This window comes from Rhizobium sp. TRM96647 (assembly GCF_025780115.1).
GTDB lineage: Bacteria > Pseudomonadota > Alphaproteobacteria > Rhizobiales > Rhizobiaceae > Mycoplana.
Genome location: NZ_JAOXHF010000004.1, coordinates 279496 through 297557, shown reverse-complemented (window position 1 = coordinate 297557; position 18062 = coordinate 279496). Strand labels below are relative to the sequence as shown.

Annotated in this window: 20 protein-coding genes; 16 read left to right on the top strand and 4 right to left on the bottom strand. The window is 66.3% G+C overall.

Annotation, left to right across the window (positions count from 1 at the left end):
- Window positions 1-123: 123 nt before the first annotated feature.
- Both OCK02_RS10000 and rsmI read right to left on the bottom strand, forming a co-directional pair.
- Entirely contained in the window at window positions 124-492 is a 369-nt protein-coding gene (locus tag OCK02_RS10000) for a YraN family protein (protein WP_263812925.1), read from the bottom strand.
- Complete coding sequence (gene rsmI / locus OCK02_RS09995) at window positions 482-1405, bottom strand: 16S rRNA (cytidine(1402)-2'-O)-methyltransferase (RefSeq protein WP_263812924.1); 924 nt, start codon at window positions 1403-1405, stop codon at window positions 482-484. The genes OCK02_RS10000 and rsmI overlap by 11 nt, the downstream gene beginning before the upstream one ends.
- Window positions 1406-1662: 257 nt before the next feature.
- On the opposite strand from rsmI, the gene dnaN reads away from it, so the two are divergent.
- From dnaN to OCK02_RS09960, 7 genes are all read left to right on the top strand, one after another.
- Window positions 1663-2781 carry a DNA polymerase III subunit beta gene (gene dnaN / locus OCK02_RS09990; RefSeq protein ID WP_263812923.1) on the top strand — a complete coding sequence of 373 codons (1119 nt, stop codon included), beginning with the start codon at window positions 1663-1665 and terminating at the stop codon, window positions 2779-2781.
- A gap of 215 nt (window positions 2782-2996) precedes the next feature.
- A complete protein-coding gene (gene pmtA, locus OCK02_RS09985; RefSeq protein ID WP_230808993.1) occupies window positions 2997-3599 on the top strand; it encodes a phospholipid N-methyltransferase PmtA in 603 nt (200 codons plus the stop codon).
- Window positions 3600-3609: 10 nt separating this feature from the next.
- Window positions 3610-4194 (top strand): histidine phosphatase family protein, encoded by a 585-nt coding sequence (locus OCK02_RS09980; protein ID WP_263812922.1) that lies wholly within the window; start codon window positions 3610-3612, stop codon window positions 4192-4194.
- 2 nt (window positions 4195-4196) lie between these two features.
- Window positions 4197-4895, top strand: a complete 699-nt coding sequence (gene pyrF, locus OCK02_RS09975; RefSeq protein WP_263812921.1) for an orotidine-5'-phosphate decarboxylase — start codon at window positions 4197-4199, stop codon at window positions 4893-4895.
- A gap of 19 nt (window positions 4896-4914) precedes the next feature.
- Window positions 4915-5202, top strand: a complete 288-nt coding sequence (locus tag OCK02_RS09970) for a DUF1330 domain-containing protein (RefSeq protein ID WP_263812919.1) — start codon at window positions 4915-4917, stop codon at window positions 5200-5202.
- A 120-nt stretch (window positions 5203-5322) separates the two neighbouring features.
- Window positions 5323-6297 carry a complex I NDUFA9 subunit family protein gene (locus tag OCK02_RS09965; RefSeq protein ID WP_263812918.1) on the top strand — a complete coding sequence of 325 codons (975 nt, stop codon included), beginning with the start codon at window positions 5323-5325 and terminating at the stop codon, window positions 6295-6297.
- A gap of 346 nt (window positions 6298-6643) precedes the next feature.
- On the top strand, window positions 6644-6796 hold the full coding sequence (locus OCK02_RS09960; protein ID WP_230808988.1) for a hypothetical protein: 153 nt from the start codon (window positions 6644-6646) through the stop codon (window positions 6794-6796).
- A 76-nt stretch (window positions 6797-6872) separates the two neighbouring features.
- On the opposite strand, the gene OCK02_RS09955 is transcribed toward OCK02_RS09960, so the two are convergent.
- On the bottom strand, window positions 6873-7679 hold the full coding sequence (locus OCK02_RS09955) for an undecaprenyl-diphosphate phosphatase (RefSeq protein ID WP_230808987.1): 807 nt from the start codon (window positions 7677-7679) through the stop codon (window positions 6873-6875).
- Between the two features lie 173 nt (window positions 7680-7852).
- Here OCK02_RS09955 and OCK02_RS09950 point away from each other — a divergent pair, with 173 nt between their 5' ends.
- Genes OCK02_RS09950 through OCK02_RS09940 form a run of 3 tightly spaced genes read left to right on the top strand, consistent with a single transcriptional unit; the run spans window position 7853 to window position 10591 of the window.
- Complete coding sequence (locus OCK02_RS09950) at window positions 7853-8545, top strand: glutathione S-transferase family protein (RefSeq protein ID WP_230808986.1); 693 nt, start codon at window positions 7853-7855, stop codon at window positions 8543-8545.
- A gap of 10 nt (window positions 8546-8555) precedes the next feature.
- Window positions 8556-9719, top strand: a complete 1164-nt coding sequence (gene queG, locus OCK02_RS09945; RefSeq protein ID WP_263812917.1) for a tRNA epoxyqueuosine(34) reductase QueG — start codon at window positions 8556-8558, stop codon at window positions 9717-9719.
- Window positions 9719-10591 (top strand): SDR family oxidoreductase, encoded by an 873-nt coding sequence (locus tag OCK02_RS09940; RefSeq protein WP_263812916.1) that lies wholly within the window; start codon window positions 9719-9721, stop codon window positions 10589-10591. The genes queG and OCK02_RS09940 overlap by 1 nt, the downstream gene beginning before the upstream one ends.
- A 25-nt stretch (window positions 10592-10616) precedes the next feature.
- On the opposite strand, the gene OCK02_RS09935 is transcribed toward OCK02_RS09940, so the two are convergent.
- Entirely contained in the window at window positions 10617-10916 is a 300-nt protein-coding gene (locus tag OCK02_RS09935) for a hypothetical protein (protein ID WP_263812915.1), read from the bottom strand.
- A 60-nt stretch (window positions 10917-10976) separates the two neighbouring features.
- Here OCK02_RS09935 and OCK02_RS09930 point away from each other — a divergent pair, with 60 nt between their 5' ends.
- The 6 genes from OCK02_RS09930 (at window position 10977) to OCK02_RS09905 (ending at window position 18060) form a co-directional block, all read left to right on the top strand.
- Window positions 10977-11339: a septal ring lytic transglycosylase RlpA family protein gene (locus OCK02_RS09930; RefSeq protein ID WP_230808983.1), complete on the top strand. Its 363-nt coding sequence runs from the start codon at window positions 10977-10979 to the stop codon at window positions 11337-11339.
- Between the two features lie 81 nt (window positions 11340-11420).
- Window positions 11421-12707 (top strand): RsmB/NOP family class I SAM-dependent RNA methyltransferase, encoded by a 1287-nt coding sequence (locus tag OCK02_RS09925; RefSeq protein WP_263812914.1) that lies wholly within the window; start codon window positions 11421-11423, stop codon window positions 12705-12707.
- 224 nt (window positions 12708-12931) lie between these two features.
- Window positions 12932-14212 (top strand): imelysin family protein, encoded by a 1281-nt coding sequence (locus OCK02_RS09920; protein WP_263812913.1) that lies wholly within the window; start codon window positions 12932-12934, stop codon window positions 14210-14212.
- Window positions 14213-14259: 47 nt separating this feature from the next.
- Window positions 14260-15798, top strand: a complete 1539-nt coding sequence (locus OCK02_RS09915; RefSeq protein ID WP_263812912.1) for a di-heme oxidoredictase family protein — start codon at window positions 14260-14262, stop codon at window positions 15796-15798.
- Window positions 15798-16937: an imelysin family protein gene (locus OCK02_RS09910; protein ID WP_412178799.1), complete on the top strand. Its 1140-nt coding sequence runs from the start codon at window positions 15798-15800 to the stop codon at window positions 16935-16937. Before OCK02_RS09915 ends, OCK02_RS09910 begins: the two co-directional genes overlap by 1 nt.
- 37 nt (window positions 16938-16974) lie before the next feature.
- Complete coding sequence (locus OCK02_RS09905) at window positions 16975-18060, top strand: DUF1513 domain-containing protein (protein WP_263812910.1); 1086 nt, start codon at window positions 16975-16977, stop codon at window positions 18058-18060.
- The last annotated feature ends 2 nt before the right edge of the window (window positions 18061-18062 follow it).

Here is an 18062-nt window from a genome sequence, read left to right as displayed (position 1 = left end):
GATCCTCTCCACCGGTTACATCGGTGTGCGAGTGCCTATTGCGCCACCATGACGGGCGCGTAACAGTTTCATGGCAGCACGGTTACAATTCACATGACGTTCGTTTCGCTTTCCTTTTACGCCTCAGAAGGCGTCGGGAAGGTGTCGCGGCAGGCGCCAGGGGAGGACGGCGACGATGTCGTAGCGGATCGAGAGGCGATGGGCATCCGGCTGCCGTGCGAGCCAGACGTCGCTTGCCGCGCGGATGCGGTGCTGGGCCGTGCCGGTAACGGCGAAGACGGCCCCCTCCTCGCTGGCGCGCGCCTTGACCTCGATGCAGGCGACGAGATCGCCCTTGCGGGCGATGATGTCGATCTCGCCGACCTTGGTGCGGTAGCGGATGGCCAGGATGCGGTAACGCCTGACGATCAGATAGAGGGCAGCGACGAGTTCGGCGCGGTGGCCGCGACGAAAGGCCTTTCGGCGAAGCTTCTTTTCCGCCTCAGTCGCCATCGCCCGCCTTCAGTTCGAGCAGGCGCTGGTAGAGTTCGCGCCGGGGCATGCCGGTCTGGCGGGCCGCCTCCGTCGCGGCCTTCCCCGCGGACATGTCGCGTATCAGCAGCGACAGAATTGCGTCGACGTCCGCCGCTTCCGGCGGCGCACGCTCCGTCGGCGGCCCGACGACGAGGACGATCTCTCCCTTGACCTGCGGGTTTGCCGCATAGTGCGCCGCCAGCTCGGCGAGAGTGCCGCGACGGAATTCCTCGAAGGTCTTTGTAAGCTCGCGGCAGACGGCGGCGGGGCGATCGGCGCCCAGCACGTCGGCCGCGGCCGCAAGCGTGGCGCCGATGCGATGCGGGCTCTCGAAGAAGACCAGCGTCGCCGGCACCGTGGAGAGTTCGCCCAGCCGGTCGCGGCGGGCCTTGTCCTTCGTCGGCAGGAAGCCTGCGAAGAGGAAGGCGTCGTTCGGCAGGCCGGACCCGACGAGCGCTGCGAGCGGCGCCGAGGCGCCGGGGATCGGAACGACCCGGTGGCCGGCGGCGAGTGCCAACTGGCCGAGGCGATAGCCGGGATCGGAAACGAGCGGCGTGCCGGCATCGGAGACGAGCGCCACGGACCTGCCCTCATCGAGCGCCGCAACGAGCTTCGGGCCGACCTCGTCGGCATTGTGCTCGTGATAGGCATGGGGACGGGTGTCGATGCCGTAGCGATCGAGCAGCACGCGGGTGACGCGGGTATCCTCGCAGGCGAGCACGTCGGCGCCGGCGAGCGTTTCCAGCGCCCTGAGCGTGATGTCGCCGAGATTGCCGATCGGGGTTGCGACGAGATAGAGCGACGGCTCGAGCGGGCGCGCGGCGACGAGCGCGCCGTGGACGCGGTAGTGGCGGGCAGCCGGTGCTGCCTCCCTTTGCGGTTGTTCGTGCATTGCGGGGCTACGTTCCTGCTGGCACCTCCGGATGTCGGGGCGGCCTCCGTCTCCTTATGATAGAGGTCAGGACGAGCCGCAAGGGCGCGGACGCGCCGACGGGGTGCGCTATCCCCTGCCGCGATCGCCATGCCTCTTGCATTCCGGAGGCTAAATCTGCCAATTTGCCCGTCCACATCCTTCCGGCGCCAGCCGGCAAACAAGAAGACGCCGCGCCGGCGCAGCCGGCGGGCAGAGCGGTCGAAAGCGGTACTCCAATGCGCATCACCATCGAACGGTCCAACCTCCTGAAGTCGCTGAACCATGTCCATCGCGTGGTCGAACGGCGCAACACGATCCCGATCCTTTCGAACGTGCTCCTGCGCGCCGATGCGGGCAGCCTCGAGATGAAGGCGACCGACCTGGACCTCGAGATCACCGAGGCGACGCCGGCCCAGGTGGAGCAGGCCGGCGCGACGACGGTTCCCGCCCACCTCCTCTACGACATCGTGCGCAAGCTGCCGGACGGCTCCGAAGTGCTTCTGGCCAACACGCCGGATGGCGGCTCCATGACGGTTGCTTCCGGGCGCTCGAAGTTCTCGCTGCAGTGCCTGCCGCAGTCCGACTTCCCCGATCTCACCGCCGGCAGCTTCAGCCATACCTTCAAGCTGAAGGCGACCGATCTGAAGATGCTGATCGACCGCACGCAGTTCGCCATCTCCACGGAAGAGACGCGCTACTACCTGAACGGCATCTTCGTGCACACGATCGAGAGCGACGGCAAATTGAAGCTCCGCGCGGTGGCGACCGACGGCCACCGCCTGGCACGCGCCGACGTCGAGGCGCCGTCCGGTTCGGAGGGCATGCCCGGCATCATCATCCCGCGCAAGACCGTGGGCGAGTTGCAGAAACTGGTCGACAATCCCGACCTCGTCGTCGCCGTGGAAGTATCGGACGCGAAGATCCGCTTCACCATCGGCTCGGTGGTGCTGACCTCGAAGCTGATCGACGGCACCTTCCCCGACTACCAGCGCGTCATCCCCGCCGGCAACGACAAGGAACTGAAGATCGATTGCCAGTCCTTCGCCCAGGCCGTCGACCGCGTCTCCACCATTTCCTCCGAACGCGGTCGGGCGGTAAAGCTGGCGCTCTCCGAGGGCCAGATGACGCTGACGGTCAACAATCCCGATTCCGGAAGCGCCACGGAAGAACTGCCGGTCGGCTACGAAAGCGATCCGCTGGAGATCGGCTTCAACGCAAAGTACCTTCTCGACATCACCGCCCAGCTTTCCGGCGAGGAGGCGGTGTTCATGCTGGCCGACCCCGGTTCGCCGACGCTGGTGCGTGACCTTGCAGGCGACGACGCGCTCTACGTGCTGATGCCGATGCGGGTTTAGAGTCTGTCCAGGGTCGAGATCAGGCTTGGTCTGGTGGCGGCGGGTCGGATGGCCCGCCGTTTTGCATTCTGCCGACAAGCTGTTGATCTGGCGTGAACAGACTTGTTTTTGACGCAAACGGCTACACATAGTGTGCCATGGAATAGACACGGTTCAGGGATCCGGTCCGCACGGGCGCCGGAGCGGTTCACCTGACGGCCACACCGGGGGACGACATGGGTTTGCGTGTGAAGGTGAAGGAACGGCTCGGCAGGAAGTTTGACGAGGAGATCCGCTTCTTCAAAGGCTGGATCAGTAACACGCGTGCAGTCGGCTCCATCATTCCGACCTCTTCTGTGACGGCGCGCCGGATGGCGAGCGTCATCGATCCGCAGTCACACCGTCCCGTCCTCGAACTCGGCCCCGGCACCGGCGCCATCACCAAGGCGATCCTCGAGGCGGGCATGGCGCCGGACAAGATCGTCTCGGTCGAATACTCCACCGATTTCTACAACCACCTCGTCGAGCGCTTCGAGGGCGTGCACTTCATCAATGGCGACGCCTTCGATCTCGACAATACGCTCGGGCCGCTGAAGGACGTCCAGTTCGACAGCGTCATCTCGGCGGTTCCGCTGCTGAACTTCCCGATGCATCGCCGCGTGGCCCTGATCGAGGATCTTCTACGGCGCATCCCGGCCGGCCGTCCGGTCGTGCAGATCTCCTACGGGCCGGTGTCGCCGGTGACCGCGATGCCCGACCGGTACCAGATCAGCCATCTCGACTTCGTCGTGCGCAACATTCCACCGGCGCAGCTCTGGACCTACCGCAAGACCCACTAGGGCTGCCGCGATGTTTGCCCTCTACGTCACCCACCCGCAGGTCCGGATCGAGCCGGACGTGCCGGTTCCGCAATGGGGACTTTCCGACATCGGACGCGAGCGTGTGGAGCATGCGGCGCAATCGGCCTGGGTCCGCGCGCTGCGGCGCATCGTCTCCAGCGACGAGGTGAAGGCGGTCGAGACCGCGGAAATCCTGGCGCGCGCCGCCGGTGTCGAGGTCGAGATCCTAGACGGCATGGGCGAGAACGATCGCAGCGCTACGGGCTTCCTGCCACCCGACCGTTTCCAGGAGGCGGCCGACTGGTTCTTCGCGCATCCGACGGAGAGCTTTCGCGGCTGGGAACGGGCGGTCGACGCCCAGGCGCGGATCGTCACCGCGGTCGAAGCCATCCTGAAAGCGCAAGACCCGACGCAACCCATCGCCGTCGTCGGCCATGGCGGGGTCGGAACGCTGCTCAAATGCCACCTGAAGGGGGTGGCGATCTCGCGCAGCCACGACCAGCCCGGAAGCGGCGGCAATCTTTTCGCCTTCCGGCTTGAAGATCGCACCGTCACATGCGACTGGACGACCATGGAAACGTGGCGGGGGATCTGAGCATGGAAGCACGCGAACATCTGATCGTCGGACTGGACGTGCCGACGGTGACCGAGGCCGAGGAGAAGGTTCGCGCGCTCGGCGACAGCGTGCTCTTCTACAAGATCGGATACCAACTGGTCTTTGCCGGCGGACTGGAGTTCGCCCGCGACCTCGCGCAGGAAGGCAAGAAGGTCTTCCTCGACATGAAACTGCTCGACATCGACAACACGGTGGCGAAGGGCGTCGAGAACATCGCCAGGATGGGGATGTCGATGCTGACGCTGCACGCCTATCCGAAGGCGATGCGGGCGGCGGTGGAAGCAGCCAGGGGCTCCGGTCTCTGCCTGCTCGGGGTCACCGTGCTGACCTCCATGGACGCGGAGGACCTGATCGAGGCCGGTTACCAGACAGATCCGCACAGGCTGGTGCTGCGCCGGGCCGAACAGGCGCGCGCCGCCGGCATGGGCGGCATCGTCTGCTCGGCCGAGGAGGCAGCCGCGGTGCGCGGCATCGTCGGAGCGGACATGGCGATCGTGACGCCCGGCATCCGGCCGGCCGGCGCCGACAAGGGCGACCAGAAGCGGGTGATGACGCCGGCGCAGGCGCTGAAGGCGGGGTCGAGCCACCTCGTCGTGGCGCGGCCGATCGTCAAGGCGGCCGATCCGCGAGCCGCCGCAGAGGCGATCCTGGCCGAGATGGCAGACACGCTGAAGGCATAGACAGACCGAGGAGGACAGCATGGCCAAGGGATACTGGATCGCGCGCGTCGACGTTCGCGATGCCGAGCGTTACAAGGACTATGTCACGGCGGCGAAGCCGGCCTTCGAGAAATACGGCGCGACCTTCCTGGCGCGCGGCGGTGCGTTCCAGAAGCTGGAAGGCCCGGTCCGCGCCCGCAACGTCGTCATCGAGTTCCCGTCGCTGCAGGCGGCGGTCGACTGCTACAATTCGCCGGAATACCAGATCGCCGCCGCCATCCGCCAGGAAGTCGCCGACGCGGAGATGGTGGTGGTCGAGGGCGTCTGACGGGGCTGTCCTGAGGCCTTCGCCGATGCGACGCGTTGCGCGCAGGAGAAGCCTTCACCTGCCCGGATCTTTGGGCTATGTAGGCCTCACCCACCTTCGCCTTTTCCAGGAGCATCCCGCATGACCCTCTCCAACCTTCCGCCACAGGTCACCGTGTTCGGCGGCTCCGGTTTTGTCGGCCGACATGTGGTAAGGGCCCTGGCGAAGCGCGGATACCGCATCCGGGTCGCCGTGCGGCGGCCGGACCTGGCGGGTTTCCTGCAGCCGATCGGCGGGCTGGGCCAGATCTCCTTCGTGCAGGCGAACCTGCGTTACCGCAACAGCATCGAGCGCGCCGTCCATGACGCCGACCATGTGGTCAATTGCGTCGGCATCCTGTTCGAGAAGGGCCGCAACCGCTTCGACGCGGTGCAGGACTTCGGCGCCCGCGCCGTGGCAGAGGCGGCGCGCGCCCGCGGCGCCACGCTGACGCATATCTCGGCGATCGGCGCCGACGTGAACTCGGCTTCCGACTATGCCCGCTCCAAGGGCCGCGGCGAGGCCGGCATCCGGCAGGTCCTGCCCGAGGCGGTAATCCTGCGTCCCTCGATCATCTTCGGGCCGGAAGACGGCTTCTTCAACAAGTTCGCCAACATGTCGCGCTTTGCGCCCGCCCTGCCGCTGGTCGGCGGCGGCCACACCAAGTTCCAGCCGGTCTACGTGACCGACGTGGCCGAAGCGGTGGCCCGCGCCGTCGACGGCCAGGCCGTGGGGGGCGCGACCTACGAACTCGGCGGCCCGGAAATCCTGTCCTTCCGCCAGTGTCTCGAGTTGATGCTGGATGTGATCGACCGCAAGCGGGCGCTGATGTCCCTGCCCTTCGGCGTCGCCTCCCTGATCGGCTCGCTGGCCTCGCTCGTCCCCTTCGTCGATCCGCCGCTGACGCCGGACCAGGTCAAGCTGCTGCGCTCGGACAACATCGTCTCCGACGAGGCCAAGAAGGACGGCCGCACGATCCAGGCGCTCGGGATCACGCCGGCGCTCGCCGAAGCGATCCTGCCGTCCTACCTCGTGCGCTACCGCCCGCAGGGCCAGTTCACCCGCGGCACGGCCTGAGCGGACAGGCTCACTCTCTCCACCGCCCGACGCACCGGCGCCGGGCGTTCTTCAATACCGGACCAGACACGACCGGGGCCGTCCGTTCACCGATGGCCGCGGCTTCGCGGGCATGCTTTCGGCCCGCCCCCGCCACCGGCTGCATGGCCGGCAGCGAGCGCCGGCAGACGCCCCCGAAGCGGAGCGTTGCAGTTGTGCCGCAGTGAGAAAAATCAGCGCGCCATTTACGCGGGATTCAGCATGTCGGCTTATTGATGTTTCCCAGGGCGGCTAATACACACCGCCTCGCGCGACAGGGCCGCACCGGCTGACCGGCGCAGACTTCTTCCTCAGGGACTTCATAGACATGGGCAAGGCAATTGCACTCTTCTTCGGCTGCGCAGCGCTAGTGATCCTGGCGGGCTCGTTCATTGCGCCCGGCACGGTTGCCGCCGGGAAGCATGGCTGCGCGCCGGCCTATGGCGTCGATCCCTGCACCACCTCCTCGGTCGCCCGCTAACCCTTTGCCGCAAACGGAAAGGCCGGACGTTTCCGCCCGGCCTCCGTTTGTCGTCGAGGTCTTCGCCTGAGCCTTTTCAGCCCCAGATCGCGAGACCGATGAGGCCCGCGATACCGACGACGATTCGCCAGATGGCGAACGGCGCAAAGCCGCGGCGCGACACGAAATCCAGAAGCGAGCGCACGACGATCAGGGCGGCAAAGAAGGCGGCGATGAAGCCCACGCCGATGATGAGGCCATCGTCCATGCTGAGCGCATCGCGGTTCTTGTAGAGATCGAGGGTGAAGGCCCCAAGCATCGTCGGCATGGCGAGGAAGAAGGAGAACTCGGCGGCCGAGCGCTTGTCGGTCCCCATCAGGAGGGCGCCGGCGATGGTGGCGCCCGAGCGCGAGGTGCCGGGGATCATCGCCAGGCACTGGAACAGGCCGATCTTGAAGGCGAGCGACGGCGGATAGTCCATGACGTCCTTGTAGCGGGGCTTCAGCGGCAGCCGATCGATGACATAGAGGATGATGCCGCCCACGATCAGGACGACGCAGATCAGTTGCGGCGTTTCGAACAGCACGGTCTTGATGAAGTCGTGGGCGAAGACGCCGATGACGGCGGCGGGCAGGAAGGCCAGCAGCACGCTCAGCACGAAACGGCGGGCGTCAGCGCTGGTCGGCAACGCGCGGGCAATCGCGATGAGCTTGCCGGTATAGACGGCGAGAATCGCCAGGATGGCACCGAGCTGGATCAGGACGGGGAAGGTATTGCCGGGGGACTTGAAGCCCAGAAAGTGTCCGGCAAGGAGGATGTGCGCCGTAGAAGACACGGGGATGAACTCGGTCAGGCCCTCGATCACTCCGAGTACGAGGGCGCTGACAATCGACTGGTCGGCCATTGAAAATCCTTGAAGAGGTGATGTTGGGAGGGAACATCACGAACCGATTCGCTTGTTTTTGCCTTGCCATCTTCCTATAGCTTTGTGTCAGGAGTCGTGAAAAGCGCAATCCGCATTTCCGGCCGGCGGCCGATCCCACTTCCTCCGACAATCACTTGAAGAAAAGCGCCTCAATGCCGACCCTCTATCATCACCCGATGTCCTCCGCCTCGCGCTTCGTCCGCCTGATCCTGAGCGAATACGGCTACCAGACCGACCTTGCCGAGGAGCAGCCCTGGGAGAACCGGCGCGACTTCCTGGCGCTGAACCCGGCCGGCGCCCTGCCCGTCTATGTCGACGACAGCATGCGGGCGCTCTGCGGGGCGACCGTCATTTCCGAATATGTCGACGAGACCCATGGCGTCCTGAAGCGCGACCGGCGGCTTCTGGCCGAGGACCCGTTCCAGCGCGCGGAGATCCGCCGCCTCGTCGAGTGGTTTTTGCAGAAGATGGAGCAGGACGTCACCCGGCCGCTGGTGCGCGAACGTATCTTCAAGCTGCAGATGACGCCGGACCAGGGCGGCGGACCGCCGGACAGCAAGATCCTGCGCAATTCGCGCGCCAATATCCGCCAGCACATGAAGTATCTCTCCTGGCTTGCCGGGTCGCGCACCTATCTCGCCGGCGACCGGCTGAGCTATGCAGACCTCGCCGCTGCGGCCTCCATCTCGGTGCTGGACTATCTCGGCGAGATCAGCTGGCAGGACGCGCCGCAAGCGAAGGACTGGTACCAGCGCATCAAGTCGCGTCCCGCGTTCCGGCCGCTCCTGGCCGAGCGCGTGCGCGGCGTCACCCCGGTCTCGCACTATGCGGACCTCGACTTCTGAGGCGGAAGCCATGTCCGTCGCCGACGACACCGAGAAGCGAAGCGAACGGCAGCGGGAGAAGCTCAGGGCGTTCCTGCTTTCGGAGGCGCGCGACAAGGGGTTCGACGCCTGCCGGGTGACACACCCCGACGCGATCCCCGAGGCACCGGCGCGGCTGCAGGCGTTTCTCGCCGCCGGCTGCCACGGCACCATGGAATGGATGGAAGAGACGCGGGCGCGCCGCGGCGATCCGCGCGTGCTGTGGAGCGAGGTCCGCTCGATCGTGCTGTTCGGCATGAACTACGGGCCGGACGAGGATCCGCGCGCGGTGCTTGCCAAGCGCGACCGTGCGGCGATCTCGGTCTATGCGCGCAACCGCGACTACCACGACGTCATCAAGGGCCGGCTGAAGGAGATCGCCACCCGCTTTGCCGCGCGCGCCGGCGCGAACGTGAAGGTCTTCGTCGACACGGCGCCGGTGATGGAGAAGCCGCTGGCGATGCAGGCGGGCCTCGGCTGGCAGGGCAAGCACACCAATATCGTCAGCCGCGAATTCGGCTCCTGGCTCTTCCTCGGCAGCCTGTTCACCACCGCCGACCTCGGCGCGGACGCGCCGGAGCGCGACCATTGCGGCACCTGCCGGGCCTGCCTCGACGCCTGCCCGACCGACGCCTTCCCGGCGCCCTACAGGATCGATGCGCGGCGCTGCATCTCCTATCTGACAATCGAGCACAAGGGACCGATCGATCCCGCCCTGCGCCCGCTGATCGGCAACCGCATCTATGGCTGCGACGACTGCCTTGCCGCCTGTCCCTGGAACAAGTTCGCAGCCACCGCCGCCGAAATGAAGTTCCATGCCCGCGACGATCTGCGGGAGCCGCCGATCGCGGACCTGCTCGAGCTCGACGACGCGGCCTTCCGTGCGCATTTCTCCGGCTCGCCGGTCAAGCGGATCGGCCGTGACCGGTTCGTGCGCAACGTGCTGATCGCGGCCGGAAACAGCGGCGAGGCCGGGCTCGTGCCGATCTGCCTGCGGCTTGCCGGCGACCCCTCGCCGACCGTGCGCGGCATGGCTGTGTGGGCGCTGTCGAGGCTGATGGAGAAGGCCGATTTCCAGGCCTTCGCCCGCGGTGCTGCGCGGGAACCCGACGCCGAGGTGCGGGCGGAATATGACATTGCGATGGAGGTTGCCTGATGCGGCTGTTGGTTCTGGGGGCCGGCTTTTCCGGCCGGGCGATCGCCGAAACGTTCCGCGGGGCCGGCTATGCGGTCGCCGGCACGACGCGCTCGCAGGAGAAGGCGGACGCGCTTGCCGCACGCGGCATCGAGGCGATCCTCTATGACGGTGAGACCATCTCCGATGCCCTGCGGGGAGCGATGCGACAGGCGACGCATCTCGTGCAATCGATCGCGCCGGGCAAGAGCGGCGACCCGCTCTTTCGCGACGGCGCGGCCCCGATTGCCGATCTCATGCCGCACCTGCGATGGGCGGGCTACCTGTCCACCGTCGGCGTCTATGGCGACCACAAGGGCGGCTGGGTGGACGAGGACACGCCGATCCATCCGGTCTCGGCGCGCTCGGTGGAGCGGATGGAGGCCGAGGGCAAGTGGCTTTCCTTTTCCGGGACGAGCGGCATCCCCGTCTCCGTGCTCCGGCTCGCCGGCATCTACGGGCCCGGGCGCAACGCGCTTCGCAACGTCGCCGAAGGCACCGCGCGGCGGCTCGTCAAGAAGGACCAGGTGTTCAATCGCATCCGCGTCGAGGATATCGGCGCGGCCGCCCTCTTCCTGGCCGAAAAAGGGCATGGCGGGGTGTTCAACATCACCGATCACGAACCGGGGCCGCCGCAGGACGTGGTGGCCGAGGCTGCCCGGCTGATGGGGGCCGAAATGCCGCCGGAGATCCCCTTCGAGACGGCCGAACTCTCTGCCATGGCGCGCTCCTTCTACGGCGAAAACAAGCGCGTCTCGAGCGCCAGAATCCGCTCCCTCGGCTTTGCCTTTCGCTACCCCGACTACCGCATGTCGCTGGCACAAATGTGGGCAGATGACGACTGGCGGGGCTGACAAGGCCGGAGTGGTTAACGGGAGGTTACCGGCAGAGGCCAATGCTCGCCAAAGTTTCGTCAATTTTCCGCAACTTATGCGCGATATCGCCTCGCAACAAATGGGCTTTGGCGTAGTCTTTTCGGTCTAGACGCAACTTTTTTTCAGCTTTTTGGCTGTCCGCGACCGAAAATTCCACGCTTGTCAAGTTTTCAAGAAAAGCACTGATTCTAAAGGCATTATCAGGACGCGCCTGCGATTTCATCAATATAGACAGCATTCTATGTAAACTCATTCGAATATCTTTGCGAAATATTCGGGGCTGGACATGGCCCTTTTTCGCCATCTTTCGTCCCAATAGACAGACCTGTCGGAAGAAACTGGACATCAGCACTGAGGGGTCACCATGTCTATCAAGTCCTCTACTGCGGCTCTCGCCGCACTCATCATCGCTGCGCCCGTTGCCTTCGCATCCAGCGCCGAAGCTGCCGGCTGCGGCGGGGCATCGTGGTACGCGCTCACATCGAAAACCGCTTCGGGCGAGCGCATGAACCCGGCCAAGCTCACGGCCGCGCACAAGACGTTGCGCTTCGGCACCAAGATCAAGGTCACCAACTCCCGCAACGGCAAGAGCGTCATCGTGCGCATCAATGATCGCGGCCCGTTCATCCGTGGCAGGGTGCTGGATCTGTCCAAGGCGGCCGCCTCGGAGATCGGCATGATCCGTTCGGGCCACGCCAAGGTCTGTTACCAGATCCTCGCCAGCTGAAACCGCGCCAGCCTATTTGACGCCGCCCCGCTTGCTCTTGCCGCCCATCGCCGCTACCACGGCGGAAACTGGAGTTGAGCAATGCGATTGGGTGGACGGCTCGCGGGAGCCATCGAGGTTCTGGCTGACATAGAGACGCGCAAGCGCCCCGTCGCCGACGCGCTGAAGGACTGGGGCCTCGCCCACCGCTTTGCCGGATCCGGCGACCGCGCGGCGATCGGCAACATCGTCTACGACGCGCTGCGGATGAAGCTGTCGCATGCCTATCTGATGGACGACGACAGCCCGGCCTCGCTCGGGCTCGGCGTGATGCTGCGCCAATGGGGCTTCACGCCCGAGAGCCTGGAAAAGGAACTTGCGGACGACAAGTTCGCCCCGCCGCTGCCCGCCGATCGGCTGAAGGCCTGTTCCTCCCGCCGCCTCGAAGACGCGCCCCTGCACGTGCAGGGCGATATCCCCGAATGGGTGCAGGCCTCTTTCGAGGAGAACTTCTCCGACGACTGGCTGGCCGAGGCGAAGGCGCTGACCGGGCGGCCAACGCTGGACCTGCGCGCCAACACATTGAAGGCATCGCGCGCGAAAGTGCTGAAGGCGCTCGAGCGCAGCGGCGCCGAGCCGGCGAAGATCGCCCGCAACGGCATCCGCATCCCCGCCGGCGAAGGCCCGTCGCGGCTGCCGAACGTCACAGCCGAGCTTTCCTTCCAGAAGGGCTGGTTCGAGGTGCAGGACGAGGGCTCCCAGATCGTCGCCGACCTCGTGTTCGCCCAGGAAGGCGAGCAGGTGCTCGACTTCTGCGCCGGTGGCGGCGGCAAGACGCTCGCCATGTCCGCGGCCATGAACAACAAGGGCCAGGTGCACGCCTACGACGCCGACCGCAAGCGGCTGGCGCCGATCATCGAGCGCCTGAAGCGCGCCGGCACCCGCAACGTGCAGGTTCATGACGACTTTTCCTCGCTTTCGCCGTTCGCCGGCCGGTTCGACCGGGTGCTGGTCGACGCGCCCTGCACCGGCACCGGCACCTGGCGGCGGCGGCCGGACACCAAGTGGCGGCTGACGGACAAGAACCTCGAGGAGCGCCTGTCGCAGCAGGAAGAGGCGCTGGCGAGTGCTGCCACCTTCGTCCGCCCCGGCGGCTACCTCCTGTACGTCACCTGTTCGGTGCTGCCGGAGGAAAACGAGAACCAGGTCTACAGCTTCTGCGAGGACAATGCCGAATTCGAGATCCTGTCGGCGGCGGAAGCCTGGGAAGAGCTTTTCGGCACCGACAAGCCGCAGCCCTGGTCGGCCGACATGAAGACGGTGACGCTGACGCCGGCCTCGACCGGAACGGACGGCTTCTTCTTCTGCGCGATGGAGCGCAAGGCTTGAAGCCGGCGACACATCTGACAGCCACGTCCGCCGCAGCGGCCGCAGTTGCAAGTATCGAACAGTTCTAAACTATACGCTTTGACACCAGTTTGTTTTTGCGCGAAGAGAATCCCGCCTGAATACTTCCATCGCCCGGCTCCGGGCGACGTCCCGGCCAATCATTCGCCCGACAGGAGAGGGGCACCGGGAAGGTTACGAACTCTAGTGGGACCCCAGGAGACAACATGAAGACCTCCTTCCTTCGCGCGGCCGTGCTGGCACTCTCGACCGCGACCTGCGCGCTCGCCGTCCAGCCGGCGCTCGCCGCCACCGACGAGGCGGCCGTCGTCAAGCACTATGTCGATGTCGCCCATGCCAAGTTTTCCGACGCGCTTGCGACCGCCCGGGAGCTTGCCGCCGCCGTCGACGCGCTGATCGCAAGCCCGACCGACGAGACGCTGGCGGCCGCCCGCGCCGCCTGGATCGAGGCCCGCGTGCCCTATCAGCAGACCGAGGTCTACCGCTTCGGCAACGCCGCCGTCGACGAGTGGGAAGGCAAGGTCAACGCCTGGCCGCTGGACGAGGGCCTGATCGACTATGTCGACGCCGGCTACGGCACCGAGAGCGACGAGAATTCGCTGTTCGTCGCCAACGTGATCGCCAATCCCGCAATCAAGATCGACGGCAAGGACATCGATGCGAGCAACATCACGCCGGACTTCCTGGCAGGCACCCTGCAGGAGGCCGGCGGCGTCGAGGCGAACGTGGCGACCGGCTACCACGCGATCGAATTCCTGCTGTGGGGCCAGGACCTGAACGGCACCGGCAAGGGCGCCGGCAACCGCCCGGCGACGGACTTCGACACCAAGAATTGCACGGGCGGCAATTGCGACCGCCGCGTCGCCTATCTGAAGGCCGCGACCGACCTGCTCGTGACCGACCTGGAGGAGATGGTCGCCGAGTGGGCGCCCGAGGGCGGCGCCGCCAAGACCGTCAGCGCCGAAACGAAGGCCGGCATCTCGGCTATCCTGACCGGCATGGGCTCGCTCTCCTATGGCGAACTGGCCGGCGAGCGCATGAAGCTCGGCCTCCTGCTGCACGATCCGGAAGAGGAGCACGACTGCTTCTCCGACAACACCTACAATTCGCACTATTACGACGCGCTGGGCATCCAGAGCGCCTATACCGGCGAATATATCCGCCCCGACGGCACCAAGCTGACCGGCCCGTCGCTTTCAGAACTGGTCGCCGCCAAGGATGCGGCGCTGGACAGCGAAGTGAAGGGCAAGCTCGACACGACGATCGCCGCGATGCAGGCCATGGTGAAGCGTGGTGAGACGATCGAGGCCTACGACCAGATGATCGGCGAAGGCAATGCGGAGGGCAATGCCGTCGTACAGGCGGCGATCGACGGACTTGTGGCCCAGACCAAGTCCTTCGAGCGCGTGATCTCGGCACTGGAACTCGGCAAGATCGAGCTTGAAGGTTCCGACAGCCTGGATAATCCTAACGCGGTCTTCCAGTAAGAATGCAAAGGCGGGCCGCGCTCCTTGGAACGCGGCCCGGTCCCGACATGAAGAGAGCGCGTTCCAAAAGCCTGCTGCCCGCGCTCGGGGGCGTGCTGCTGTTGCTTGCCGCAGGCGTTGCCGGAAGCGAGCCCCTGCCGGGTAGCGAAGGCCGCACCGATCTTTCCGACAAGGACAGGGCGCGGGTGGAAGCGGTGACGCGGCCCACGACGGACTTTTCCAGGGCGGAACAGTACGAGGCGATGTCCGGCGGTGCGGCGACCTCGACGGCCGCCGTCAACGCCGACAGCTTCTCGCATTTCTCCGAAAACCTGACCTTCCAGCAGGAAGAGGGCTTCAAGCTCGGCAACGCACTGTTTCGCAAGGTATGGGTCTCCTCACCCTCTTCCACCCAGGCTTCCGACGGGCTGGGGCCGCTGTTCAATTCGCGCGCCTGCCAGAACTGCCACCTGAAGGACGGGCGCGGGCATCCGCCGCAAGCCGGCGACGACACCAGCACCACCTTCCTGCGCCTCGCCCGACCACCAGCGAACGAGGCGGAGCAGGAAAGGCTCGACGCGCTGGCGGTGCCGAATTTTCCCGACCCCGTCTATGGCGGCCAGTTGCAGGACTTCGCCGTCCCCGGCCTTGCCGCGGAGGGCCGGATGCGCGTCGAGTGGTCGGAAGAGCCCGTGCGGCTTGCGGGTGGCGAGACGGTCTTCCTGCGCCGCCCGCGCTACAGCGTCGGCGAACTTGCCTATGGCGCGATGGACCCGGGAACGACGATCTCGCCGCGGATGACGCCGCCGATGATCGGGCTCGGGCTGGTCGAGGCGATCCACGAGGCCGACATCATGGCGCTGGCCGATCCGGAGGATGCGGATGGCGACGGCATCAGCGGCAAGGCGGCGCTGGTGCGCGATCCCGAAACCGGCCGGCTGGCGCTCGGTCGCTTCGGCTGGAAGGCGCAGAACGCCACCGTGCGCCGGCAGACGGCCGAGGCCTTTGCCAACGACATCGGCATTTCCAATCCTCTCGCCCCGGCAAGCCACGGCGACTGCACGGCGGCACAGACGGCCTGCCTCGTCATGCCGGACGGGGTGCAGAAACGTCTTGGCGACACCGAGGCGCCCGATCCGGTGCTCGACCTCGTCACCTTCTACGCGGAAAACCTCGCCGTTCCCGCCAGGCGCAAGGCGAGCTTCAAGGAGACGCTGGCCGGCAAGAAGCTGTTCTACGGGACCGGCTGCACCGCCTGCCACACGCCGAAGTTCGTCACCCGCCGCGATGCCCGCGACAAGGCGCAATCCTTCCAGCTCATCTGGCCCTATTCCGACTTCCTGCTGCACGACATGGGCGAGGGACTGGCCGACGGGCAACCGGTGGGGCTCGCCGACGGACGGGAGTGGCGCACGCCGCCACTCTGGGGTATCGGGCTGACCGAGACCGTCAGCGGCCACACCTTCTTCCTGCATGACGGGCGCGCGCGCAACCTGACCGAAGCCATCCTCTGGCACGGCGGCGAGGCGCAGGCCGCCCGGGACCGATTTTCCGACTTGGAAGCCGCCGACCGGGCCGCGCTTCTGACTTTCCTGGAGTCCCTATGATGCTTTTTCTGCTGCGTTCCAGACTTCGCTCCGCCCTTTTTGGCCTGGCGCTTCTTCCCGCGGTGACGATCGGGGCCGTACCGGGATCGGCGCAGGATGCCAACCCGCTGCCGCCCGTCGTGCTCACCGAGGAGGCGATCTCGGCGGTCATGACCCGCGCCGTCGACGAGGTGATCCGGCCGGGCTACCGCGACATGCACGCCTCGGCTACCCGGCTTGCGGATGCGGTCTCGGCCTATTGCGCCGCGCCCTCCCCCGGTACGAAGGCCGCGGCCCATGCCGCCTTCAACGACACGGTGGCCAAATGGTCCTTCATCGAGATCGTGCGCGATGGGCCGGTGCTGCAGGAGAACCGCTTCGAGCGCATCCTGTTCTATCCCGACCGCAAGAGCACCGGACTGAAGCAGGTTCAGGCGCTGCTGGTCAAGAAGGACGAGAAGGACGCAGAGGCGGCCGCACTGCCCGGCAAGAGTGTCGCCGTGCAGGGGCTGGGTGCGCTGGAATACGTGCTTTTCGGGACCGGCGCCGAAGCCCTCGATGCCCAGAAGGACAGTTTCCGCTGCCGATACGGTGCGGCGGTGGCGAAGAACATCGCCGCGACCGCGGCATCGCTCAGCGCCGACTGGGAGAAGCCGGACGGCGTGCAGCGCGACTGGAAGCATCCGGGCCCCGACAACCCCGCCTTCCGCGACGGGAAAGAGGCGATCACGGCCCTGCTCGGGATCCTCGTCCACGGCGCCGAGGCGGTACGCGACCAGCGGATCGAGGCGTTCTACAAGGGCGAGGATGCCCCTGCCCGGCCGAAATCGGCGATCTACTGGCGATCCGGCAACACCTGGAACGCGATCAAGGGCAATCTCGACGGGCTGCGAACGTTGTTTGCCAAGTCAGGGATGGAGCAACTGCTGGACCCGGCGGAGGCCTCGATCGCCGGTTCGGTCGAATTCGTCATCGCTTCGCTGACGCGCGTGGTGGCGAAGATCGATCCGGACATCGAAAAGGCCGTGAACGAGCCGTCCGAGCGCCACAAGATGGACTTTCTCATCATCAACGCGCGCGACCTCGTGCTGCGGTTCAGCGACCAGTATGGCGGGGCCATCGGGCTTGGCGCCGGGTTCTCGTTTGCCGACGGCGATTGAGCGGCACCATGGGGCAGGATCGAAAAAGAGCCCGGCGATGAAGACATCCCTTCTCGACCGCCGCAGCTTCATCAAGATGGCGGGCGCCGCCTGGGCCACGACGCTTGCGCCCGCCTCGCTGCAGGCGCTGGAGCGGACGGACGCCGTCTTCGCCTCCGGTTTCATGGAGCGCGACGGCCGCTTCGGCCTCGCCACCGTTGCCGAAGACGGGACGGTCATCGAAAAGGTGGCGCTGCCGGCCAGGAGCCACGGCCTGGCCTACAGTCCGGCAAACGGTTGCGCCGTCGCCTTCGCCCGCAGGCCCGGCACCTTCGCGCTGATCTTCGACACGAGGCAAAGCCGCGAACCCGTCGTCATCCACGCGGGCGAGGACCGGCACTTCTTCGGCCATGGCAGCTTCTCGCCGGACGGGCGGCTGCTCTATGCCAGCGAGAACGATTTCGAAGCCAATCGCGGCGTCATCGGCCTCTACGATGCGACGGACGGCTACCGACGGATCGGCGAATTCGACACATACGGGATCGGCACGCACGACATGACCGTCTCCGACGACGGACGCCTGCTGATCGTCGCCAATGGCGGCATCGAGACGCATCCGGATTTCGGCCGCACCAAGCTGAACCTCGACCACATGGAACCGTCGCTGGCGCTCATCGACGCGGCCACCGGCGCGCTGATCGAACGGCATGCGCTGCCGCCTTCGCTGCGGCAGCTCTCCACCCGCCACGTCGACATCGATGCCAAGGGCCGGGTGTGGTTCGCCTGCCAGTACGAGGGACCGCGCAACGACCTGCCGCCGCTCGCCGGCCACTTTGCCAAAGGCGAGGACATCCGTTTCCTGGATCTTCCCGACGAGACGACAATGCGGCTCGCCAACTATGTCGGGGCCATCGCCGTCAATCGCGCCCAGGGGCTCGTGGGGCTGACGTCGCCCAAGGGCGGCCTTGCGGTCACGATCGACGCTGCGAGCGGGAGCGTGCTCGGCGAGCGGCGCGTGGATGACGCGGCGGGGATCGCGCCGTCACCGCACGGTTTCGCCGTCTCCTCCTATGACGGGCGGTTCGACGACAGCACAGCCAATCTCGCCTGGGACCAGCACATCATCCGTCTCGGGACGCTCTGAGA